A 25,520-nucleotide genomic window follows, 5' to 3' on the forward strand; every position below is an offset into this window, starting at 1 on the left:
CGTCTGCCTGCGCGACACAAAGCAGCAGCAGCACGGGCACCGGACCTTGCGTCGCGAACACACGCGCATCCTGTTCACGGCCCGTTTCAGAAGAACTTGAGGCCGAAATGAACAAGGGTCGCTACAGACTGGTTTTCTCCGACGAACACCGCAGCTATGTGCCGGTACCGGAAGAGACCTGTGCGCGCGGCAAGAACAGTGGCGGTCGCGCGCTGCGCCGACTGGTTGCGGCCATGGCGGCAGCGCTGCCCGGCCTGGTCATCGCCAATCCGACCGGGCACCAGATCGTGCAGGGCCAGGTCGGCATCCAGGCCCAGGGCAGCACGCTGAACATCACGGCCAGCGACCGCGCCATCATCAACTGGAAGCAGTTCTCCATCCAGCCGGGTGAAACCACCCGCTTCATCCAGCCGCACTCGACCGCCACCGTACTCAACCGCGTGGTCGGGCAGGATCCGTCGCAGATACTGGGCAACCTGATCGCCAACGGGCGCGTGTTCCTGATCAACCCGAACGGCGTGCTGTTCGGCGCCGGCGCCAAGGTCGACACCGCAGGGCTGGTCGCCTCAACGCTGAACATCAGCAACGAGGACTTCACCGCCGGGCGCCTGAAGTTCAACGCCGAAGGCGCGGCCGGCAAGCTGCGCAACGAAGGCACGCTGAAGACCACCGGCGGCCCGTTGCTGCTGATCGCCACCGACATCGAGAACACCGGCCTGATCACTGCCGACAACGGCGACATCGTGCTCGCCGCCGGCAAGAGCGTAGAAATCGCCGACCCGCATCAGCCCGCACTGCGGGTGCGGGTCGAGGCGGGCGGCGAGGCGATCAACCTCGGTCAGCTGATCGCCCGTGGCGGCAACGTCGGCATGTTCGGTGCGGCGCTGACGCAGGCCGGCAAGATCAGCGCCACCGGTGCGCACCGCACCGCCGACGGCCGCATCGTGCTGCGCGGGTCGAAGTCGGTCACGCTGACCGCACAGTCGGAAACGACAGCAAAGACCGCCGACGGTGCTGGCGGCGACATCGATATCGCCGCACCGGAGGTGAAGATCGAGGCCGGCGCCCTGGTCGAGGCCAGCGGCACCCAGGGCGGCCGCATCGACATCGCGGCCACGCAGAAGGCGAGCGTCGACGGCACGCTGCGCGCCACAGGCACGCTGCCAGTTGCTGCCGCTCCTGCACCGGCCCCGGCAAGCACGGCCGAGGACATCGAACTGCCCGCGACCGGGTCCGGCCCGGCGCCCGTCGCGACGACGAGCGAAGCCGCCGGCAAGGGCGGCCACATCGAAGTCACCGCCGACACCGTGCTGGTCGGTGGCACGGCCACGCTGGACGCCTCCGGCGACACCGGCGGCGGCTCGGTGCTGGTTGGCGGCGACTGGCAGGGCGCCAATCCGCAGGTACGCAATGCCCAGGTGAGCTGGATAGGCAGCGGCGCCCGCCTGCTGGCCGACGCGCTGTTCGAGGGCGATGGCGGCAAGGTGGTCGTGTGGGCCGACCAGGCCACCGCCTTCCACGGCAACATCTGGGCGCGCGGCGGCGAGCGCGGCGGCAATGGCGGCCAGGTCGAGGTGTCGGGCAAGGTCGCCCTGCTCTATCGCGGGCGCACCGACACCTCGGCGGCACGCGGCCGCAACGGCGTGCTGCTGCTCGACCCGCTGGCGATGGTGATCCAGGGTGGCAGCGGCGACGGATCGAACGATGGCAGCCTGACCTTCAACGGCGGCGCGCCAGGCACCCTCACCGCCGAGGCGCTGGGCCCGACGGTAATCTACGAAAGCGAAATCGAGGAACAGAGCAAGACCACCGACATCATCCTGCGCGCTCAACGTTCGGTGACGGTGGGCACCTCGCAGTTCAGCTACACCGGCAGCGGCAATGCCGCCGGCGAAACGGCGGGCCAGCTCACGCTGGCCGAAGGCAGCAGTCTGCTGATCGAAACGCGCAACCTCGGCGCGGGAGAAGGCGGCGCCAGTGCCGGCATCGACCTGGTCACCGGCGGCTGGCATGGCGCAGGCCTGCGCATCGTCACCCAGGGCGACGGCAGCATCACGATGCAGACCGGCTACAGCAATGGCAGCGCCGTCGGCGACCAGCGCGCCGACATCATCCTGCCGGTGCTGCAGGCGGCAGGCGGCGGCATCCTGATCCGCGCCGGCAGCAGTTCGACCGTGGACCTGCGCGGCAGCAGCTACAACTCGGGCGCCGGCATCGAAATCGAAGCGGGCACTGTCACTGGCGGCGTTACCTTCAACGCGGCCGACGGCACGCACATCGACGGCGACTACAGCGCGTCATCGGGCACGCTCACCTTCAATGGCGCCGCATCGTCGATCAGCGGACGCCTGACGCTGGCCGCCAACCTCGGCGGCAATTCCGCGCTGACGCTGGGCGACCTGCTGTGGCAAGGCGGTCAGATGCTGAGCGGCGCCACCACGACGCTGACCGGCAGCGGCCTGATCGACAACAGCGCCGCCTACCGCTACCTCGATCGCCGGCTCGACGTGACCGGCCAGCTCGAATTCGCGAACAGCGCCGGTTACGACCTGTACGTGCGCGATGGCGGGCGACTGAACATCAGTGCCGGCGGCAGCGTCGGTACCGCCAGCGCCAACGGCTTCCTGCGCCTGACCGCGTCGGCCGGCACCGCCACATTCAGTGCGGAAAGCGGCGCCAGCCTGAGTCTGGGCGACGGCAGCACGTTCAACCTGTCTTCCGACGGCGCCGCCGGCAACCTCATCGCCGGCAGCTTCACCACCACCGGCAACGGCGTGCTGCTGCTGGCGGCCGGTCGGATAAACACCGGTGCCGATACGACCATCAGCGGCAGTGGCTCGCTGCGTCTGGCGAACTCCGGCGTGATCGGCGGCAGCCACCTACTCACGGTCGGTACGCTGTTCGACTGGCGTGGCGGCAGCATGGACGGCAGCGGCAGCACGGTGCTGAGCAGCAATGGCCTGATCGATAACAGCAGCGCCTACCGCTACCTGCAGCGCACGTTGCGCATCGACGGCAGGCTGACGCTGGACAACCCGACCGGCTATGACCTGCGCATCGGCAACGGCGGGCGTCTGCACATCGGTTCGACCGGCACGCTCGCCACCGGCACGACGAACGGCTTCATCTACATGCAGGCCGGCACCGGCGGCACGGCTACGTTGAGCGCCGATGCCGGCGGTCGCATCGACGTCGCTGACGGCACCCTGCTGACGCTGCGCAGCGACAGCAGCAGTGGCAACCAGCTGTCAGGCTCCTTCGATCTCGACGGCGCCGGCGTGCTGCACCTGGACAGCGGCGCCTTCAATGTCGACGGCAACGCGACCTTCGGCGGTGACGGCCTGCTGCGCATGAGCGGCGGCGGGGCGATCAACGGCAGCGGCACGCTGATTATCGCCAGCGATTTCGACTGGCGCGGCGGCCGCTTCGGCGGCAGCGGCACCACCCGCCTGACCGGCGACGCCGTCATCGACAACACCTCGGCCTACAAGTACGTAAGCCGCAGGATCGAAGTGTCCGGCAATCTCACCTTTGGCAATTCGACCGGCTACGACCTGCGCATCGAGAACGGCGGCTCACTGCATCTGGCGGCCGGCGGACGGCTGTCGACCAGCAGCAGCGGCCTCATCTACATGCAGGCAGGCAGCGGCGGCAACGCGGCGTTCTCTGCCGCCGCCGGTTCCGCGATCACGGTCGGCACCGGCACCACGCTCACGCTGCGCAGCGACGGCAACGCCGGCAACACGCTGGGCGGGCAGTTCGTGCTCGATGGCGACGGCGCGCTGCACATCGATTCCGGCGTATTCACGACCTCCGCCACCAGCAGCTTCGGCGGCACCGGCCTGCTGCGCATCAGCGGTGGCACGACCTTGAGCATCGATCACGCGTCGACCATTTCGACGCAGTTCCGCTTCGAGGGCGGCACGCTGGGCGGAAGCGGCAATCTGCTGATCAGCGGTCCGATGACCTGGGCCGGTGGCACGCTGGCGGGCAGCGGCACCACCACTGTCAGTGGCACGGCGGTCATCGACAACACCTCGGCCTACAAATATCTGTCGCGTCGCCTGGTCATCGCCGGCAATCTGGAATTCGGCAACAGCAGCGGTTACTACCTGCAGATCAACAACGGCGGCACGCTGCACCTCGGGGCCACCGGGCGCCTGTTCACCACGGCTGCCAGCGGCCTGATCTACATGGCGGCGGGCAGCGGCGGCACCGCCACCTTCAGCGCGGACGACGGCGCGCGCCTCGATGCGGCAAGCGGCTTCGACATGACGCTGCGCAGTGACGGCAACAGCGGCAACCGCATCGCCGGCAGCTTCGAACTGGGCGGCAGCGGCGATCTGCACCTCGATTCCGGCGTGATCGGCACCGGTGCCACAACCCGCTTCGACGGCAGTGGCCGGCTGCGCCTCAGCGGCGGCGCCACGTTCAACGCCAATCACGCACTGACCATCGATTCCGCCTTCCGCATGGAAGGCGGCACGCTCGGCGGCAGCGGCAACGTAGACATCGGTGGCGCCTTCACCTGGGCTGGCGGCACGATGACCGGCAGCGGCACGACCACCGTCGGCGGCAACGGCACGATAGACAACACCAGTGCCTACAAGTACCTCGGCCGCCGGCTCGACGTCACCGGCAGTCTGGTCTTCGGCAACACCAGCGGCTATTACCTGCAGTTGAACAATGGCGGTCATCTGCACGTCGCCGCTGGCGGGTCGCTGGGCACTTCCGCCAGCAACGGCCTCATCTATCTGGCGTCGGGCAACGGCGGCAGCGCACTGTTCAGCGCCGATGCCGACGGCGATATCGTGCTCGGCGCCGGTACCGAACTGACCCTACGCGCCGACGGCAATGTCGGCAACCGCCTGGCCGGCAGCTTCGACCTCAATGGCGAAGGACAGCTGCATCTCGATTCGGGCATGGTGAGCGTCGATACCGACAGCGCCTTCACCGGTGACGGCCGCCTGCTGCTGTCAGGTGGCGGAACGCTGGCCGGCAGCGCGGTGCTGTCGATCGCGTCGGCCTTCGACTGGACTGGGGGCGGATCGATGAGCGGCAGCGGCACCACCCGCCTGCTGCGCGACGTGACGCTGTCCGGCAGCGGCACACGAATCCTCAACCGCACGCTGGAGATTGCGGCCGGCCGCACGCTGGCCGTCGGCGACGGCGTCACGCTGCAGCGCTCGGCCAGCAACGGTGGCAGCGGCGGCATCGTTGCGCTGGGCCTGTTCACGAAGTCCGCCGGCACCGGCACCGCGTATGTGCACTACCTCGACATCAGCGGCAATCTGTCGGCCAGCAGCGGCATCCTGTCGCTGACCGGCAACACGCAGGGCACCAGCCTCGGCAACGCGTCATTCTCGACCAGCGGCAGCGGTTCGCTGCGCCTCGACTCGGGCCTGTTCACGCTGACCAACGGTCAGGTGGCCACCGTTTCCGCCGGCAGCCTCGAGTTGCACGGCGCCACGCTGTCCACCGCAGGCAACGCATCCATCGTTGGCAGTGGCACCTTCCGCCAGGTGGCGGGCACGCTGGACGGTGCCGGTACGCTGACCATCGCGTCGGGTTTCGACTGGACCGGCGGCACCATGGCCGGCAGCGGCACGACGCGCCTGGCCACCTCGGCCAGCCTGAGCGGCAACGCGACGCGCACACTCAACCGAACCCTCGAAATCGCCGCCGGCCACACGCTCAATCTCGGCGACGACGTGCTGATACAGCGCTCGACCAGCAATGGCGGCAGCGGCGGCATCGTCGCCCTCGGCACCGTATCGAAGTCCGCCGGCAGCGGCGTCGCCTACATCCGCTACCTCGACCTGCGCGGCAATTTCACCGCAGGCAGCGGCGTGCTGTCGATCTACGGCAATACGGCGGGCAGCAGCATCGCCGGCGCCGTGTTCTCGTCCACCGGCAGCGCACGCGTGCGGGCGGACTCCGGCCTGCTGACACTGAACAGCGGCGAATCGGCGAGCATCGGCAGTGGTCTGTTCGAGCTGTCCGGCGCGACGCTGAGCACCAGCGGCAACAGCGCGATCAACGGGTCGGGTCTGCTGAGCTTCACCTCCGGATCGATCAATGGTGTCGGCACACTGAGCGTGAACACCGGATTCGACTGGAGCAGCGGCAGCATGGGCGGCGGCGGCGTCACGCGCCTGAATGGCAGCAGTCGCTTCCTGACCACCAGCGCCAAGACGCTGACACGAACGCTGGAAATCGCCGGCACCGCGCGGACGACCTCGGCTACCAGCGCTCTGCAGATCCAGGACGGCGGCCGCGTGTCCGTACTCGCGTCCGGCGAGTTCGAGATCGCTGGCGGTACCGGCTTCACCTTCAGTGGCAGCGGGCGCATCGACAACGCCGGCCTGCTGCGCAAGACCGGCACCGCGGCCGTGACGCTGGCGATGCCGCTGACCAACAGCGGCACGCTGCGGGTCGAGGAAGGCGTGCTCACCGCCAGCGCCTTCCCGGTCAATGCCGGCACGCTGGATGTGTTCAACGGTGCCACGCTGATCGCCGGCGCGCTGCAGAACGACGGCGTCGTCCAGGGCAGCGGCACGATCAATCTCGGCGGCGCCACGCTGACCAACGCCGGCACGCTGCGCCCGGGCGGCAACGGCGCAGCCGGCACGCTGACCCTCACCGGCCACTACGCCCAGACCGCCAGCGGCGTCATCGAGGCCGACGTGCTGGGCACGCTCGCGGCCGAGCAGGACCACCTGGTCGTCAGCGGCAACGCCGCACTCGACGGCGACCTGCGCCTCGCACCGGCCAACGGCCTGAGCTTCGGCGCGCAGGATCGCTACACCGTGCTGTCCTGCGGTGCCGACGGCTGCCTCAGCGGCACGTTCGACACTGTGGACAGCGGCACACTGGGCCTCACCGCCACCAGTTTCTCGAACGCCATCAGCTTCGCCACCGGCAGCATCGCCAGCACCTGGATAGCGCAGTCCTCCGGCTTCTGGGACGTCGCGTCGAACTGGGCTGGCGGCTTCATTCCGGGCGCACAGAACGACGTGGTGATCGATCAGGCAGGCGACCTGACCGTCACCGTGCGCAACACCTCGCCGGCCAGCAACTTCGTCGTCAACAGTCTTTATTCGAACGAGAACATCGTCATCAGCGGCAGCACGCTGACGCTGGTCGACGACTCGGTCATCAACGGCCGCCTGACCATGTCGGGCGGCACGCTGAACATCGGCACCCAGCTGGAAACCGGCGCCCTGACACTGAGCGGCGGCACCATTGCCGGTGGCCGCCTGATCACCGCCGGCAGCGGCAGCGCGATGAGCGGCGGCACGCTGAGTGCGCTGCAGCTGATGCTGGGATCGCAACTGAGGGCGACCGGCGGCACGCTGTCGAATGTCACGCTGTCGCGACTGGGCAGCGCTGCGGATGCCGGCAAGGTACTGATCGCCAACAACGGCGACCTGAACATCGTCGGCGCACTCACGCTGGACAACGCCGAAGTCACTCTCGCCTCCAGCGGCAACTCGACCTTCCTGCGCGGCACCTCGGGCGCATGGTCCATCGGTGGCAACGGCTCCATCCTCTTCGGCGGGTCACACAACGCCGTGCGCGCAGCGAACTACCTCGGCTATGGCTCCGGCTCCTACTCGCTGTCCATCGGCGCCGGCGTCACCGTCGCCGGCTCCAACGGCGGCCACATCTATTTCGGCAACAACGGCTCCAACGCCGGCACCATTTCCGCGAACACCGCCGGCAAGGAAATCCTCGTCCAGAGCTGGGCCACCACCGATACCTGGAACAACTCCGGCACCCTGCGTGCCAACGGCGGCATCCTCACCACCGCAGACACCTGGTCCAGCTCCGGCACCCTCAGGCTCGATTCCGGCATCCTCTTCCTCGGCGGCTCCTTCAATACTGCCTCCTTCAACACCCTCGTCCGCCCGGCCGACGCCGACCGCGGCGCGCTCAACCTCGTCGGCACGCTCAACAACGCCAACTCGACTCTGCTGCTCAACGGCGCGACCGGCGCCCTCGCCTCCGGCGGCACCATTTCCGGTGGCGTCGTGCGCATCAACAACGCCGACGGCGGCGCGCTCAACACCGGCTACGCCGGCTTCTCCGGTTCGTCCTTCGGCGGCAGCAACGGCGCGGCGCTTGCCAACGTCACCCTCGCCAATGTCGCCGGCGTCGCCGACAGCGGCCGCATGACCATCGCCAACAACGGCGACCTGAACATCGTCGGCGCACTCACGCTGGACAACGCCGAAGTCACTCTCGCCTCCAGCGGCAACTCGACCTTCCTGCGCGGCACCTCGGGTGCCTGGTCCATCGGTGGCAACGGCTCCATCCTCTTCGGCGGGTCGCACAACGCCGTGCGCGCAGCGAACTACCTCGGCTATGGCTCCGGCTCCTACTCGCTGTCCATCGGCGCCGGTGTCACCGTCGCCGGCTCCAACGGCGGCCACATCTATTTCGGCAACAACGGCTCCAACGCCGGCACCATTTCCGCGAACACCGCCGGCAAGGAAATTTCGCTGAACAGCTGGGCCAGCACGGACGTGTGGACCAACACGGGCACGCTGCGCCTGGCCGGCGGTCGCTTCCACGCGGGCGACAGCTTCATCAGCACGGGCCTGCTGCGCGGCGCCGGCACCTTCGACGCCAGCGGACGCACGCTGACCAATACCGGAACGATATTCGCCGAGGGCGGCGTGCTGAACCTGAGCGGCAATCTGGTGCTGACGCAGGACAGCACGCTGCGTATCGACATTGGCGGGCGCACGCGCGGCAGCGAGTACGGTGCCGTAGATGTCTCGGGCGGCCTCACCTTCGGAGGTACGCTGCAGGCCACGCACGTGAATGGATTCACCCCGGGCAGCACTGAGGCGTTCCGCGTGCTGCGTTTCGGCTCGCGCGTCGGCAGTTCGCAGTTCGCATCGCTCGACGTGCCGGCCGGCTTCGGCTATGGCAGCTACTACGGCAACGGCAATTTCCTGCTGGGTGTCGGTTCGGCACTGACCGGCATCAACGAGTGGATCAGCAATGCAAGTGGCGACTGGGCCACCGGTACCAACTGGTCACTCGGCGTGGCGCCCAACGACCCGACACAGACCGTCATCGCGGACCGCGTCGGCGTGACGCCGACGATCACGATATCGAGCGGCGACTGGTCCGTCGGCTCGCTGCTGTCGGAAGAGAACCTGACGATGAGCGGCGGCACCCTCACCGTCGCCGGCCTCACCCGCGTCACCGGCAGCCTGACGCTCAACGGCAGCAGCCGGCTCACTGCACAGGGGCCGCTCGACCTTGATCTGATCACGCTGAACAGCAGCAGCCAGTTCGTCGCGAACACTGCCGGTCACATCGCAAGCTTCGTGCAGAACAACGGCACCAGCACCTTCGCCGGCGCCGGGCTGGCGTTCGACGCGATCGACATCCGCGGCGGCACGGTCAACTACAACGCGGCACTTGCGCTGCCTTCGTCGCTGCTGCGAGTGGCTGGCCACACCGCCAATCTGAACGCCGACCAGGGACAGACGCGGATCGAGGTGGTGTCGGGTACCTTGAACCTGAACCTGAGCAGCCTGAGCTCCGACGTTGCGCTCAGCGGCGGCACCCTGAACGTTGCCGGCTCGACCGCAGCAAGCGGCGATTTTGACTGGACCGGCGGCAACATCGGCGGCGGCGGCACCTTCACGCTGAGTGGCGTACTGAACGTGGGCGGCGGCAGCAACTCCTTCGGACTGAACGACACGACGCTGGTACACACCAATGCCAGCGGCAACAGCCGCATCGCCAAGACGGGCGGCTATTTCTACCTCAGCGGAACCAGCGAACTGCGCAATGCCGCAGGCGCCGTGCTGACGGTGGATACCAGCGGCGGCAACTTCGGCACCTATTACAGCAGCGGCGCAGGCGGGACCTTGCACAACCAGGGCACGCTGAACAAGACCGGCAGCGGCGCCCTCTACATCTACAACCCGACCCGCCTGCAACAGGCCGGTCAGCTCAACCTCCAGCAGGGCAGCATCATCGTCCAGGGCGGCAGCGGCCATCTGCTGTCCGGCAACACCGCTCTGGCGGACGGTACCGCGCTGCAGCTCACCGGTTCGCACACCAGCACGATCAGCGCCACGGCACGTTTCTCCGGTGACGGTCAGTTGCTGCACGAGTCCGGTACGTTGACGCTGGCCGATGGCGCGCGCATCGACGTGGCCTATACGCAGGCATCCGGCACGCTGTCACTGACCGGCTCGGCAACGATGAACGACGACTTCATCTGGAACAGCGGCACCGTGCGGGCGGCCGATCTGGCCACCGCGGGTACGCTGACACTGAATGGCGCATTCATCCAGAGCGGCAACACCACGGTCTATCTGCGCGACGGCCTGCAGATGCTGCACACGAACACCGCCGGCGACAGCCGCATTGCCAACGCGTCGAGCAGCGGTTTCAACGTCGAGAACGGTGCCGTATTCCGCAATACCGGCGTGCTCACGCTGGATACCGCCGGTGCCGGCAGCATCATGTACATCGACCACGACGCGGGCAGCGGCGGTCGCTTCGAGAACGCCGGCACCCTGGTCAAGAGCGGCGACGGTCGCGTCGACTTCGGCAGTTACGGCTCCCTCGCCTTCAACCAGAGCGGCAGCTTCGCGGTGAACGCCGGCACGGTGGAGTTCGGTGGCACGTCGATCGCGCTCGGCGGCAGCATGGCCATCGCCGACGGCGCACGCGTGCTGGTGCGCGCCGGGAGCACGACCACCGCCAGCGGCTTCGCCGTCAATGGCAATGGCGTTCTGGCCGTCGGCGGCGGCACGCTGGTGCTGGGTCATGGCACGACGGTCGCCGCCGACGTCGAACTGAGCAGCGGCACGCTGTCCATCGGCAGCGCCAACGCCGCCGAGGTGACCGGCGACCTGAGCTGGACCGGTGGCACGATCAACGGCGGCGGCACGCTGACGCAACGCGGCCGCTTCCTGCAGACCGGCAACACGACGGTCTATCTGCGCGACGGCACGCTGCTCGACCACGTCAATGTGAGCGGCGACAGCCGCATCGCCAACACGTCAGCCAGCGGCTTCAATCTCGAGAACGGCGCCGTGTTCCGTAACAGCGGCGTACTGCGGCTGGACGTGGCCGGCAGCAGCAGCGTCATGTACATCGACCACGACTCCGGCAGCGCCGGAAGCTTCGTGAATACCGGCACGCTGATCAAGTCGGGCAGCGGTCGCCTCGACTTCGGCAGCTTCGGCCTGGCCGCGCTGACGCAGAACGGTACGCTGCAGATCGAACAGGGGCGCGTCACGCTTGGTGTGATCAGCACGACCGCGCCGGCTCATCTGCTCGCAGGCCAGCACGTCATCGGCGCCAACGGCAGCCTTGAAATCGTCGCCGCCCCGGGAACCACGGTAACGGCCAACGCGGCCGCGGCAGCGACCTTCTCTGGCAGCGGTCCGCTGATGATCAGTGGCGGAACGCTGATGCTGGCCGACGGCCTTGACCTCGGCATCACCGTGCGGCAGAGCGGCGGCTATCTCGCCGGCAGCGGCGACAACGCGCTGACGGGTCGCTACGAATGGACCGGTGGCGATGTCAGCGGCAGTGGCACGCTGACCGTGAGCGGCGTGCTGCAGCTCTCCGGCGGCAACTCGTTCGGTCTCAACGGCCGCTCCATGGTGCATACCAACGCCTCCGGCAACAGCAGCCTCTACAAGCCGGGCGGCTATTTCTATCTCGGCGGTAACGCCACCTTCACCAATGCCGCCGGCGCGACGCTTTACATCGATACCGCCAGCAACACCAATGGCGGCGCCTGGTACCAGAGCGGCAGCGCCGGCAGCTTCGTCAATGCCGGCACGCTGGTGAAGCAGGGCAACGGCACCTTCAATTTCTGGAGCCCGATCCGCTTCGTCAACACCGGCAGCTTCACCGTGGCGCAGGGCGCTGTCATGGCCGACGGTTTCACGAACAACCCGGGTGTGCTGCAACTGCTGTCCGGCACCAGCTTCAGTACCAGCGGCAGCGCACTGACCAGCACCGGCACCATCGCCGGCCACGGCACGCTGATCGTCGGCAGCACCGGTCTGCTCAATCGAGGCGTCGTCGCGCCGGGCGGCGCGGACACCGTCGGCACGCTGCGCATCACCGGGCAGTACGTGCAGGGAGCCGACGGCACACTGCAGATCGAGCGCGGCAGCGCCGGCACGGACGCGCTGATCGTCAGTGGCGCGGCCACGCTGGGCGGCACGCTGGCGGTCACCCAGCTGGCCGGCTACCAGCCGGCAGCGCTGCAGACCGACATCGTCAGCGCCAACACACTGAGCGGCAGCTTCGCCAGCGTCACGCTGCCTTCCGGCTACAGCACGCTGACGGTCGGCAACCGCCACGTGCTCAGCTATGCCGGCGCGATCTGCGGCGGCGTCTGCTGGGACGGCGGCGCCGGCACACTGCTGTGGACGGACGCCGCGAACTGGACGACCGATCTGCTGCCCGGCACCACCGACCTGGTGTTCATCGACCTCGAAAACGGCGTCAATGTGCAGCTCACCGGCGGCACGCACACCATTGCGTCGCTGACGACGACAGTCGGCAACACGCTCACGCTGAGCGGCGGCGCCCTGACGCTGAGTGGCGGCACCTCGGGACAGGCGGCGTCCGCGCTGGCCGGCGATCTGGTCATCGGCGGCGGCAGCTTCACCGCCAACGCACAGACCTCGATCGCCCGTCTGCTGCTGTCCGCCGGCAGCTTCGGCGGCAGCGGCGCGGTCACCTTCACCGGCGCCGGATCGAGCTGGACCGGTGGCGACATGGTCGGCAGCGGCAGTTCCATCTTCGCTGCCGGGTCGACCTTCGAATACGCAGCCGGCACGCGCAGTTCGACCCGACGCGTCGACGTCCGCCAGGGTGCGACCGTCCGTAACGCGAGCGGATCGATGACGCTGACCGGCGGCGCGAGCAACGCCGGCGTCATCGACGTCGCGCTCGGTGCCACCGTGCGCTATGGCGGCAGCGCGAGCTACCTGCTCGACACGACCGGCCAGTTCGACGGCGGCGGTCGCATCGAATTCATCGACTCGGCGATGGCCACCGCGGCGTCGACCGCACCGGCGATTGCCGACGGCAGCTTCACCGTGCGCGTGCAGGACGCGGCCCGCTTCACGATGACCGCGCCGACCTCGATCGCCAATCTCGAACTGGCGGGCAACGGCCTGGTCACCGCACAGGCGGGCTTCCAGGCCGCGACGGTGACCCAGACCGGCGGCACGCTGACGGTGAACGCGGCGTCCGCCATCGGCCGCTACAACTGGAACGGCGGCACCTTCGCCGGCAGCGGCAGCGCCACACTCACCGGACAGAGCAGCTGGACGCGCGGCACGCTGACCGGCAACCTCGTCATCGCCAACGGCGCCACGCTGACCCTCAGCACCACCGGCAGCGACGACGTGCAGGGCACCAGCTACAAGCGCTTCGGCGCCGGTTCGCTCAGCAACTTCGGCACGCTGGCCTGGCAGGAAGGCCATATCGACGTCGTCGGCAATGCCCGCGTCGACAACGCCGGCCTGATCGCCATCAGCGGCAACTACAGCTTCGGCGACCGCTCGGTCGGCGTCGGCACGCTGACGCTGAACAACCTTGCCAGCGGCACGATCAACAAGAGCGGCGGCGGCGAAACGAGCATCGGCACCCTCGGCATACCCGGCGGCACGGCGAACTACGCAGTCGTGACCAACAACGGCCGGATCAACGTCGCCAGCGGCAGCCTGCGCTTCGGCATCGGCTACGCGGGCGCCCCGGGCGGCGGCAGTTTCACGCACAACGGTGAGATCGACGTGTTCGCCGGCGCGCTGCTCGAGTTCGGCGGCAGCCTCACGCACAATGGCAGCACCTTCATCGACAGCGGCGCGACGCTGCGCCGCATTGGCGGCTTCACCAACGCCGCCAGCGGCCTGCTCGAAGGCTTCGGCACGCTGGACGTCGGTGCCGGCAACACGCTGCGCAACGACGGCACGCTGCATGTCGGCGACCTGTTCAACAACGTCTACACGCACGGCACGATGCGGGTGACCGGCAACTACGTGCAGGGCAGCGGCGGCCGGTTGCTGATGGCCGTCGGCGGCAACGCAGCCGGCGAATACGACCAGCTGGCCGTCAACGGCAGCGCCACGCTGGGCGGTGCTCTGGTCGTATCGGAAGCGCCGGGCTACGTTCGCGAAACCGTGGCCATCGACCTGATCACCACCGGCGCTGGCGTGAGCAACAGCTTCGCCACGGTGACGCTGCCCGACGCCGGCTACGCGACCTCGATTGCCGGCAATGCCCTCCGTCTCAGCTACAACGCGCTCGTGTGCGGCGGCATCTGCTGGGACGGCGGCGCCGGCACCAATCTGTGGACCGACGCGGCAAACTGGACCGGCGACGTGCTGCCCGGCGTGAACGATCTGGTATTCATTGCGCTCGGTGGTGGCAGCAGCGTGCTGCTGAACAGCGGCTCGCACACCATCGCCGGCCTGAATACGAGCGCCGGCAACCACCTGACGATCAACGGAGCGTCGCTGACGCTGGCCAGCCTCGATTCGACTCTGGGCGGCAATCTCACGCTCGGTGGCGGTGCGCGTGTCACGCTCGGCAGCGACGTCGCCGTCGATTTCGGCGGCGCGCTGAACTGGACCAGCGCCGCCACGCTTGCCGGCGGCACGCTCAACCTGCTCGGCGGTTCGACCGCGACACTGAACGCGAACACCAACGGCGGCCACCTGACGCTCAGCGGCATCACCATAAACAACGCGGGAACGGTGAATTACGCCAGCGAAGGCCGCCAGCTGCTGATCAACGACGGCACGACCTTCAACAACAGCGGTCGCTTCAACTTCACGACGGACGGCGACGTCACCGAAAACTCGGGCTTCGGCGGCAACTTCAACAACAGCGGCACCGTCGCCAAGACCGGCGGCAGCGGCAACAGCGCTTTCACCAGCTTCGTCCGCTTCAACAATCTCGACGGCGGGACGGTCGACTCGGGTACCGGCAGCCTGCTGCTGCAGACCGGCGGCGATCATGCCGGCGCCTTCAACATCGTCGGCAGCAATGTGCGGTTCAACGGCGGCGCGCACACCTTCGCCACCGGCTCCACGCTGAACGGCATCGCCAACTTCGGTGGCGCGACGGTCAATCTGTCCGGCGCCACAGTGGACGGTCAGCTCAATCTGCAAGGCGGCACGATCAACCAGGCGGCAGGCACGGCACTGAACGTCGATGGCGCGATGCGCTGGGACGCCAGTGCGACGATCAGCGGTGGCACGCTGAATCTGCTGGCTGGATCCAGCACCACGTTGCGCGCCCACACGAACGGTGGTCACCTGACGCTCAGCGGCGTCACCGTCAACAACATGGGCACCGTGAACTACGCCAGCGAAGGTCGCCAGCTGCTGATCAACGACGGCACGACCTTCAACAACAGCGGTCGCTTCAACTTCACGACGGACGGCGACGTCACCGAAAACTCGGGCTTCGGCGGCAATTTCAACAACAGCGGAACGCTCGCCAAGACCGGCGGTTCGGGCAGCAGTGGTTTCGCCAGCTTCGTCCGCTTCAACAATCTCGACGGCGGGACGGTCGACTCGGGCACCGGCAGCCTGCTGCTGCAGACTGGCGGCAACCACGCCGGCGTCTTCAACATCGTCGGCAGCAATGTGCGCTTCAACGCCGGCACGCACACCTTCGCCACCGGCGCCACGCTGAACGGCATCGCCAACTTCGGCGGCGCGACGGTCAATCTGTCCGGCGCCCGCATTCAGGGCGCATTGAATCTGTCGGGCGGCACGCTCAACCTGGCCCGGAACAGCGCGCTGGACATCGCCGGCACGATGAACTGGGACAGCGCCGCCAGCATATCCGGTGGCGGCGAACTGAATCTGCTGGCCGGCACGATCGCCACGCTGCGCGCGCACACCAACGGCGGCCACCTGACGCTGAGCGGCGTCACCGTCAACAACATGGGCACCGTGAACTACGCCAGCGAAGGTCGCCAGCTGCTGATCAACGACAGCACGACCTTCAACAACAGCGGTCGCTTCAACTTCACCACCGACGGCGACATCACCGAGAACTCGGGCTCCGGCGGCAACTTAAACAACAGCGGCACAATTGCCAAGACAAGCGGCACGGGTCGCAGCGGCTTCGCCAGTTTCGTCCGGCTGGTCGACCAGGGCGGGAGCTATCGCGCCGACAGCGGCACGCTCGACCTGTCCGCGCTCTCCACACTGAGCGGCCGGATGGACATCGCAGCGGGGGCGCGCATCGTTACCGGGGCCCTGAGCAACGGCGGCATCATCGCCGGCAACGGTACGCTGGACCTCGGCGGTGCGCTGCTGACCAACCGGGGCGTACTGCAGCCGGGCGGCGCCGGCACAGTCGGCACGCTGACCGTGATCGGCGGACTGCAGCAGGACGAGCTGGGCCGCATCGAAGCGGAATTCGCCGGCACGGCCGCCGGCCAGTACGACGTACTCGATGTGCGGGGCAATACATTGCTCGACGGCGTGCTGGCGATCCAGGCGATCAATGGCGCCCAACCGTCCCAGAGCATGGGGCTGGCGATGGTGACGGCCGGCGGCACGCTGGAGGCGTCGTCGCTGGCGCTGTCTGCACCCAGCGGCAACTATTCGCTGACACGGACCGCGTCGACGGTCCGCCTGGGCTTCACCAACTGCGCCATCGGCATCTGCTGGGACGGTGGGGCTGGCACGTCGAACTGGCTGGATGCGGCCAACTGGACCGGTGACGTGTTGCCCGGCCTGAACGATCTGGTGTTCATCAACCTCGCCGGCGGCGCCGACGTCGTGCTGAACGCGAACCCGGCCCTCACGCTGGCCGGTCTGACCATAGGCGACGCCAACGCACTGACGCTGACCGGTGGCACGCTGAACGCGCCGACCACGATCCTGAATGGCGGCACCTTGTCGTTGACCGGGGGCACGCTGAACTTCGGCGCCGCACTGAACAACGCCGGTACGCTGAACTACGCCGGTGGCACGCTGACCGGAAATCTGTTCACCAACAACGGCACGCTGAACGTGCTGCCGGGCAGCAGCGGCAACCTGACGACGACACGGCTGAACAATACCGGCAGCATCGTCGTCGATGCCAACCGCACGGTCGAGTTCGGCAGCGGCGGCGGCATGATCTTCGCCAACGACGGCAACGTGCAGGTGCGCAGCGGCACGCTGTCGGTGCTCGCTCACGACACCGACCTGTCCGGTCCCGGCGCCGACAGCGGCGACTACACGGTCAACGCCGGTGCCACGCTGCGCTTCCGCGACGCCTTCCGCGACTTCGGTCCGGGTTCGTCGATCACCGGTGGCGGCGACGTCGAATTCACCGCTTTCTCCGGCGGCCTGTTCAACGTCAACGGCGTCTATTCGGTCGGCGGCACCACGCGCGTCAGCGGCAATACGCTGGTCAATTTCAACAGCAACGCCAGCTTCGGCACGCTTGATCTGGCCGGCAACATCGGCGGCACCGGCTCGCTGACCGTTGCCGAGAACCTCGTCTGGACCTCGGGTTCGATCGGCGGCGCCGGCCGCAGTGTGATCGTCAATGGCGATGCGCTGCTGGACGGCGCATCGCTCAACCTCGCGGGTGCACGCCTGACGATCGCCGACAGCGGGCTGATCGATGCCGGCACCCGGCTCAACATGAGCAGCGGCGCGCAACTCATCGTCGCCAGCGGCGCGTCGCTCGGCGTGGGCAGCAACGCCGCGGTCGGTGGCAGCGGCAGTCTGGTGAACCGCGGCACGCTCGAAGGTACGGTGGGTGGTGGCAGCTCGAACATCGGCGTGCTGCTGTCGAACTTCGGTGAAGTCAGCGCCAGTTCGGGCAATCTGGGCCTGACTGGCGGCATCGCGAATACCGGTGCCGGCAGCTTCGTCATCGGTGCCGACGCGACGATGGAACTGGGCGGCGACCTGCCTCCGGACATCTTCGACCGCATCGGCGGCGCCGGCACGCTGAGCTTCTCTCCGACATCACAGCCGGTGATCAACCGCAGTTACGCCGCGCAGGGCGGCACGCCATTCAGCTTCAGTCTGCGCTCGGGCGCCGTGCTGACCGGTCTGCCGCAGAACGGCACGGTCAGTGGAGAAGCCGCCGGCTGGATCTATACGGCGAACGCTGGCTTCAACGGCACCGACAGCGCCCGCTTCACGCTGAGCCTGGGCAGCGGCACTGCCGTGTTCAACATCAGTTTTGCCGTCACGTCGGAACCGGCCGTGACACAGCCGCAGGTGCAAGTGATCGCCACCACGCTGCTGCCGGAAGTGTTCCAGCCGCCGCGCATCGTGCTGCCGTCGACGCCGCCGCAAATCAGCGCGCCGATCAATGTCGCGAGCGTGGATGCACTGAGCGACATCGCCACCGCGTCGGGCCCGCAGTTCGACCAGCCGCTGCGCGACTTCCGCGCCAGCCGCCTGCAGTGCCGTTAAGGAGTCCGTCAATGAACGCCCGCATTCCCAACCCCCGAATGCTCATGCTGGCAGCGGCATTCGTCGCCGCGCCGCTGGCTGCGCAGACCACGCCGACGCCGGCCGCCGGCCGCGTGAGCTATCTGTCCGGCACGATGTACGTGCAGACGGCCGACAACAAAACGCGCATCCTCGGTCGCGATTCGTCGATCTACAGCGGCGACGTCATCACCACCGAAAAGACCACGGTGGCGCGCATCGAATTCGGTGACGGCTCGTCGCTCGCGCTGAAGCCACGCAGCCAGGTGAAGATCGACGGCTACGCCTTCGACGAGGCGAAGCCGGAAAAGGACAGCCTGCTGTACAGCCTGGTGAAAGGCGGCCTGCGTGCGGTAACCGGCCTGATCGGCAAACGCAACCGCGAGGGCTATCGCGCGAGCACGGTCACCGCCACCATAGGCATACGCGGCACGCGCTTCGGCATGCTGCTGTGCGACGAGAATACGAAGGACGATCCGGCCTGTCTCAAGGCGCTCGAAGAAGCGAAGGACGGCAAGTCGGGCGAGCCGGCGCTGGTGTTCGACGTCGAGGAGGGCAGTATCGAAGTGAAGAACGACGCCGGCAGCAAGACCTTCGACGTCGGTCAGGCCGGCGTCGTGTCGAGCAGCAAGTCGGCGCCGCAGCCGCTGCCCGAAAATCCGGGTCTGAACGAGTCGCTGCCCTCGTCCACCGCGGCCCGTCCAGGTCCGGCCGGGATGAATGGCAGTACTGGCCTGGGCAGCGATTCAGACGCGTCCTGCACGGTGCAGTAACGCGCACTTCTGAAAGAAAGGACGCCAGCGGCGCCCTTTCACGCGTAAACGGACCTTACTTCACACCCGCCATGCGCTTTTCGAGTTGCGCCACCGGCACATAGCCGGGAATGCGCTCGCCATTGCTGAGGAAGATGGTCGGCGTGCCGCGCACGCGATACTTTTCACCCAGCGCAACCGACTTCTGCAGACCGGCGGTGTCACACGCGGCCGTTGCGGCGGCCGGCGCGACATTGGCCGTCATCCAGTCGCTCCACGCCTTCTGGCGGTCACCGGCACACCAGATCGCTTCCGACTTCTTCTGCGAATCCGGGCCGAGCACCGGCGTCAGGAAGGTGTAGACGGTCACGTCGTTCAGCGTCAGCAGTTCCTTCGCCAGCTTCTTGCAGTAGCCGCAGTTCGGGTCTTCGAAAGTGGCGATGACGCGCTTGCCGTTGCCGCGCACCTGCTTGATCGCGACGTCCAGCGGCAGCTCGGCGAAGTTGATCGCCGACAGCTGGTTCACGCGGGCCTGGGTGATGTTCTGGCGCGTCTTCGCGTCGAGGATTTCGCCGAGGATGAGGTAGTTGGCCTTCTCGTCGGTGTAGAGAATTTCTCCGCCGACGCGCACTTCATACAGACCCAGATACGGCGTCTTGGTCACGCCTTCGACCTTGGCACCGGCGCCCAGCGTAGACTCGACTGCGGCCTTGATCGTGTCTTCCGGCCCCGCCCAGGCGGTTGATGCAGCCAGTGCGCACAGCAGCGCTGCGGTGTGCTTGATGGACATGTAGTTTCCTTGTGAGGGCGCGCATCGTTGCGCGCCGGTTGTGAGTACTCAGCCGAGTGCGTAGCGTACCAGCGCATTCCTTACGACAGGCAGGCGCCGGGTCAGGTTCAGTCCGCTGTTGCGTAGCCAGGACAGCGCCGGCCACCGCGGCCGGAACAGCTCGTGCAGCGCGTGCGTGGTGAGCTGCATCGCATTCACCTCTTCCGCCCGCTTGCGTTCGTAACGGCGCAGCAGCCGCACGTCGCCGAGCACGCTGCGGTCGGCGCCGGCCAGCACTTCGGCCAGCACGCGCACATCGGCAAACCCCAGATTGACGCCGTGACCGGACAGCGGATGGATCGCATGCGCCGCGTCGCCGACCAGCGCCACGCCGGGCGCGACCACCTTGGGCACCTGCATCAGCCGCAGCGGAAACCCGGCTGCCGGCGTCACCACTTCGAGCGCACCGAGCACGTGATCGCCGGCAGCGGCTACCTGTGTTGCCAGCGTAGCGGCGTCGTATTGCAGCAATTCGCGCGCGGTCGCTTCCGGCGCGGACCACACCATGGACATGTGCTGATCGGGCAGCGGCAGGAAGGCGAGCACGCCGTCAGGCCTGAACCACTGCCAGGCGGTGCCCAGATGCGGTTTCTCGCAGCGGAAGTTGGCGACGACGCCCAGTTCCTCGTAATCGGTGAAGCGCGCCTCCAGCCCCGATTGCGCGCGCACCCAGGAATTGACGCCATCGGCCCCGACCACCAGCGCGGCGTCGAGTACCCGGCCATCCTCCAGCGCCAGCCGCGAGCGACCGTCGGCAACGGTCAGCGACAGCGGCCGCGCCGGACACAGCAGGGTCACGTTGGCCTGCCGCTTGACGCCTTCCCACAGTTCGCGGGCGATCAGGCTGGATTCGGCGATCCACGCCAGTTCGCCGACCCCGACGTCGAAGGCGGAAAAGTCGAGCCGCGCTCCGCGGTCGCCGAACACCTCGATGCGCGTCATCGGCTGCAGGCGACCGCTGTCCAGATGCGCCCAGGCGCCGACCGCATCAAGAAAGCGCGCGCTCGACGGGCTGACCGCATACACCCGCGCATCCCAGCCACCGACCGGCCACTCGGGCATGCGCCCCTCGACCAGTGCCACCGAAAGCTGCGAACGGCGCAAGGCCGCGCACAGCGCGAGTCCGGGCAGGCCGGCGCCCACCACCACGACATCGAATTCAAGGTCCCGCTGCATCAGTGCGAACCCATCCAGGAGAAATCAACCCGCGATTGTCCGGCCGCTGCGCCGTCCTTGACAAGTACCGGTGTCTAAACGACAATCCGCGTCCTTTCGCGTGGTGATGTAGCTCAGCTGGTTAGAGCGACGGATTCATAATCCGTAGGTCGAGGGTTCAAGTCCCCCCATCACCACCACTCCGGTTGCAGAGAAAAGCCCGATCCGCGGATCGGGCTTTTTTTCGTCCAGCCGCCGCGATCAGGCGCTCAGCACTTCGTCCTGCAGCATGCAGTCGGCGTCCGACAGCTCGCCACGGACCTGGTCGCGCAGCATGTCGTAGAGCGCGTCGAGGTCGAGTGCGGACACCAGCGGGCGGTCGCGGCCGGTGATAATGAGACGGTCGAGCCAGCGGAAGCGCCCGGCGACCATCTCGGGAACCGGCCGGATGTCGTTCGGACCGCACTCGGTCACGCTGATCAGATCGTCCACCACCAGCCCGAGGCGACCACGCGCACAGTGCGTGACGACGACGTGACCGCGGCCGTCTGCGCGCGGCAGGTCGAAGAACACCCGCAGATTGACCACCGGCACGTGTTCCAGCCCGCCCGCATCGTCGAGCGGCAGCACGCCGGCCACCAGTCCTTCGCCACTGCCGATCCGGCGCACGCGATCGATGTCGGCGGCCTCCAGCACCCGGGCCGCACTCACCGCGAGATGCCGGTCGTCGAGGCGGAACACCGCGAACTCTTCACCCTCGCCGGGGCGGACGCCGCTTTCCGTTTCACCCGGGCCGGCGTCCGTGTCGCGGGCGGTCGCGGAGGCCTCCGGCAGCGCCAGAGCGACGACGGCGACCAGATCGTTACGGTAATCACCGGTCGTCTTGTATTCGCGATAGCCAGCCGACAGCGCGACACCGGCCATATGGCGCACGCCATCGAAATCGATCAGCGCGTGGCGACTGGCGCCGGCGTCTAGACCGACCGCGAGCTCGCCCAGATCCAGCCGGCTTCCCGGCGCGAGATCCGGTCGCGTGCTGGCGACGATGCGGCCATCGCGCTCGCAGAAAGCGGCCCACACGCCGTCGCGCGCCGGCAGCAGTTCACTCAGCATGGCCCTGAACTCGCGCGCCGATTCGAACACGATGCCGATGCCGCCGACCACGCGCGTGTCGTCGGCTGGCGCGCGGATGGCCGCGTGGTAGATGTAGGTCGGCGCGTCGCGATGCAGCGGACTGGCCTCGAACGGCGACACGGCATAGCTCTGCGTGCTGGTCAGCCGGTTCACCGCATCGACGACACGGCCGTCGACCTGCCGGCCGATGGTGTCGTCCGCCGCGCCGGACAGCGTGCTGGACGCGACGATGCGCCCGTCCGCGCCATATACGAAGAGCCGGTCATACACCGTGTAGAGCCGGTTGATGTCGTCGAGCAGTGCGCCGAGCGATGGGCCGCCGCGACCGCTGGCGAGCGCCTCGCGCAAGGCCGGCGCCAGCGCCCACCAGCGGCAGTCGTTGGCGCGCTCGTACAGATTGCGGTCCATCACGTCCATCATCAGCCGCGACACGAACTGCAGATCCTGCAGCGTCGAGGACATGATGGTGTCGGACAGCGCAGCCAGCGCACGCGAGAACACTGCGCGCATGCGCTCGCCGGTTTCGCTGATCTGCTGCAGCATGGACTTCAGCTTCAGCGAATCTCCACGACGCCCGCCAGCCATCACCTGTCCATTCCAGACGACCCGGTTCAGCGCGTCCTTGATCGCCCCCGCCTGCGCCTCGATGGCTGCCAGTTCGCCGCAGTTCAGGCCGGACGACTGTGCCCCCGCCCCTTGCAGCGCGACCGCCTCTTCGCGAAAGGCCGATTCGGCCGGCACCATGACATGACCGCGCCAGCCAGGGCCCGCGTAGCCCTGGTAGCCAGTCGCCTCGCAGGTGCAGGCGATGTACTCGCGACCGCCGAAGTCGATCAGCGCACCGCCGGCGCCGGTCGCGGCCTCCGGTGTGCGGCCCAGCGGCACGTGGTCGGGATCGCTGCTGGCAATGACGTGTCCGCCGGCATCGAGCAGCAGCATGACCGCCCGATCGCGCGGGCGACGGAAGGTACGGAAGATGCCGGCCATTTCGTCGTCGAAGCGGAAGGACAGACAAAGCACGCCCAGCGCCCGCCCGTCGGTGTCGTCGATGCGTCGCGCGTACACCAGCGCGCGCTCGCGTCCCGGCAGCAGCGCGCAGCGCCCGAAGTGTTCGATGTAACCCGGTGCCGCGAGCGCGCGTTCGAGCAGCGACGGATCGCCGGCCATCGCTTCGGCCGACGCGCCGATGGCAGCACGTACCTCACCGCGCAGATCGAGCACGAAGATGGCGTCGTACACCGAGTACTTGCGGATGTACTCGTGCAGACGTGCCTCCAGCCGCTCACGGCCGTTCGCGCCGGCGCGAAGGAAACTGCGGATGTCGTCGTCGGTCGCGAGAAAGCCAACGTCGGCCGTGCGCTCATACAGATTGCGCACCACCACATCGACGACCGCGCGCGCCCGTGCGCGCATCTGCAGCACCACCTTGTTGACGTTCTCGGCAGCCAGCGCGCGAACCAGTTCGGTTTCCAGCCGCCCGAAGGCCTCGCGGGTGCTGGCCATGGCCGGCAGGATGGTCTTGGCCTCGGCCGGGCAGACCATCTTGGCCGTGGTCTCTATCAGTCGCCAGGTGAAGCGCAGTTCGGACAGTTCGCGCTCGCAGGCGAGCACGCTGCGCATGTGTGGAAGCAAGGATTGCGGACAGTACATCGGTCGCTCCGTTCTGGTGGATTACAGCTCAGAACGGCAACGAACTCTGGAAGTTAAGCAATTGATTGAAAATCACTTTTCAGGTGCATTGATGCACCACTTGGGCGCACTTCCGGCGCCTTTGAGAGGCAGCACGCCCCGTTGCAGGGCAAAAAAAACAGGGCGGTCGTGACCGCCCTGTCTCTCAGGTCCGCGCCGCGGACCTGCCGACCGGCATCACTCCTTGCCGATCTGCCACTTCTCGTCCGACTGCGACACCACTTCGCCGGATTCGGTATCGACTTCAAGCTTCACTTCCTTGCCGTCGGCAGTCTTGATGTCGAACTCGTAAGAACCCTTGCCGTCCGGTTCGATTTCGTACTCGACCTCGACGATTTCGCCCGGCACCTTCTTCAGCGCGATCTCACGTGCCGCAGCCTCGTTCACCTTGGCGCCGGCGAACTTCGGGTGATCCTTGGTCACTTCTTCCTCGACCTCGACCACCTTGCCCGACTTGCCGGAGCACTCGACATCCCAGGCCTTGCCATCGGGCGTCTCGATATCGAATTCGTAGATGTAACCTTCGCCGGCTTCCTTCTTCAGTTCGACCTTGACGATCTGGCCGGACTTGGCCTTCAGTGCCGCCTTCATGCACTTTTCGAGGCCTGCCGAGGTCTTCGGCATGTGATGTTCCGCGAATGCGGGGGCGGCGATGCCCGCAGTGATGAGCAGGGTAGCCAGCAGGTGAGCGCTCTTCATGGTGTGTTCTCCTTTTTCGGTGTGCCAGAATGGGGTCCGCAGCGTGTTGCGCTGCAGTATCCGAAGTCTAGCCCTCACCCGGGAAAGTTTCCCGGAAGCCACCCAGAAGCGTGACAAATTGGGATATTTTCCCGGCTATATCGGGAAAATATCCCTGTCTCCCGGGACACAGTGCTCCCGGGTCGAACAGTGTGCCCCTGCAGCAAATCAGTCGCGCCCCCGGCCATTGCCGTTTCCGTTGCCCGGGCCACCGTGCCCGCGACCGCCCTTGTCGTGTTTGTCGTGCTTGCCACCGCGATGGTCGTCGTAGCCGCCACGGCGGTGATCGTCGCGGTCGTGCCGATCGTAATGCCGATGCCCGTCGTGGTGATCGTGGCGCACCTCGCGGTAAGCGTGGCGCTCGCGGTAGCGCGGCACATAGACGTCGTTGTACCAGCTGTCCTGCACGAAATAGACCGGCCGCCCACAGGCCTCGTAACGACCGCAGTACTTGCGCCAGTTCTTGGCATGGCCCGGCGGTACGTGCATATAGACCGGCGGCGGCAGATGCGGGCCGGACACGATGACCACCGGCTGCGGGTAGATCAGACGCGGGCGCGGGTAATAGTCACCGATGTCGATATGGCCATAGAAGCCAGGCTGTCCGATCGAGATCGACACACCGACGTCGGCGGCCAGCGCCGGCAGCGCGGACAGGACCAGAGCGGCAGTCATCATCATCTTTTTCATCGTCGTGTCTCCGCGTAATAAACAGTGATTTCAACGGGTGCGGAGGGCTGGGCGCAGACTGCC

The 25,520-nt window shown here is 67.4% G+C and carries 7 protein-coding genes and 1 tRNA gene; 3 read left to right on the forward strand and 5 right to left on the reverse strand.

The window, feature by feature from the left end; all coding sequences use genetic code 11:
* Positions 1–107: 107 nt before the first annotated feature.
* Positions 108–18,452: a filamentous hemagglutinin N-terminal domain-containing protein gene (locus METRZ18153_RS0117745; protein WP_029143862.1), complete on the forward strand. Its 18,345-nt coding sequence runs from the start codon at positions 108–110 to the stop codon at positions 18,450–18,452.
* An 11-nt stretch (positions 18,453–18,463) separates the two neighbouring features.
* On the forward strand, positions 18,464–19,243 hold the full coding sequence (locus tag METRZ18153_RS0117750; RefSeq protein WP_232416082.1) for a FecR family protein: 780 nt from the start codon (positions 18,464–18,466) through the stop codon (positions 19,241–19,243).
* Positions 19,244–19,298: 55 nt separating this feature from the next.
* On the opposite strand, the gene METRZ18153_RS0117755 is transcribed toward METRZ18153_RS0117750, so the two are convergent.
* On the reverse strand, positions 19,299–20,012 hold the full coding sequence (locus METRZ18153_RS0117755) for a DsbC family protein (protein WP_020166010.1): 714 nt from the start codon (positions 20,010–20,012) through the stop codon (positions 19,299–19,301).
* 48 nt (positions 20,013–20,060) lie between these two features.
* Positions 20,061–21,227, reverse strand: a complete 1,167-nt coding sequence (locus METRZ18153_RS0117760) for a UbiH/UbiF family hydroxylase (RefSeq protein WP_020166011.1) — start codon at positions 21,225–21,227, stop codon at positions 20,061–20,063.
* 102 nt (positions 21,228–21,329) lie between these two features.
* On the opposite strand from METRZ18153_RS0117760, the gene METRZ18153_RS0117765 reads away from it, so the two are divergent.
* Positions 21,330–21,406, forward strand: a tRNA-Met gene (locus METRZ18153_RS0117765).
* Positions 21,407–21,467: 61 nt separating this feature from the next.
* Here METRZ18153_RS0117765 and METRZ18153_RS0117770 read toward each other — a convergent pair.
* The 3 genes from METRZ18153_RS0117770 to METRZ18153_RS0117780 all read right to left on the reverse strand — a co-directional run bounded on the left by METRZ18153_RS0117770 (position 21,468) and on the right by METRZ18153_RS0117780 (position 25,457).
* Positions 21,468–23,990 carry a chemotaxis protein CheW gene (locus METRZ18153_RS0117770; protein ID WP_232416083.1) on the reverse strand — a complete coding sequence of 841 codons (2,523 nt, stop codon included), beginning with the start codon at positions 23,988–23,990 and terminating at the stop codon, positions 21,468–21,470.
* 216 nt (positions 23,991–24,206) lie between these two features.
* The gene (locus METRZ18153_RS0117775; RefSeq protein WP_020166013.1) at positions 24,207–24,728 is read right to left on the reverse strand and encodes a PepSY domain-containing protein; all 522 of its coding nucleotides are present in this window, start codon (positions 24,726–24,728) and stop codon (positions 24,207–24,209) included.
* A 207-nt stretch (positions 24,729–24,935) separates the two neighbouring features.
* On the reverse strand, positions 24,936–25,457 hold the full coding sequence (locus METRZ18153_RS0117780; protein WP_020166014.1) for a hypothetical protein: 522 nt from the start codon (positions 25,455–25,457) through the stop codon (positions 24,936–24,938).
* Positions 25,458–25,520: the final 63 nt, after the last annotated feature.

The organism is Methyloversatilis discipulorum (assembly GCF_000385375.1).
GTDB classification, from domain to species: Bacteria; Pseudomonadota; Gammaproteobacteria; order Burkholderiales; family Rhodocyclaceae; genus Methyloversatilis; species Methyloversatilis discipulorum_A.

Coding starts and splice junctions, on each gene's coding strand:
- METRZ18153_RS0117745 (WP_029143862.1), top strand. CDS start 108: ATGAACAAGGGTCGCTACAGACTGGTTTTCTCCGACGAACACCGCAGC.
- METRZ18153_RS0117750 (WP_232416082.1), top strand. CDS start 18,464: ATGAACGCCCGCATTCCCAACCCCCGAATGCTCATGCTGGCAGCGGCA.
- METRZ18153_RS0117755 (WP_020166010.1), bottom strand. CDS start 20,012: ATGTCCATCAAGCACACCGCAGCGCTGCTGTGCGCACTGGCTGCATCA.
- METRZ18153_RS0117760 (WP_020166011.1), bottom strand. CDS start 21,227: ATGCAGCGGGACCTTGAATTCGATGTCGTGGTGGTGGGCGCCGGCCTG.
- METRZ18153_RS0117770 (WP_232416083.1), bottom strand. CDS start 23,990: ATGTACTGTCCGCAATCCTTGCTTCCACACATGCGCAGCGTGCTCGCC.
- METRZ18153_RS0117775 (WP_020166013.1), bottom strand. CDS start 24,728: ATGAAGAGCGCTCACCTGCTGGCTACCCTGCTCATCACTGCGGGCATC.
- METRZ18153_RS0117780 (WP_020166014.1), bottom strand. CDS start 25,457: ATGAAAAAGATGATGATGACTGCCGCTCTGGTCCTGTCCGCGCTGCCG.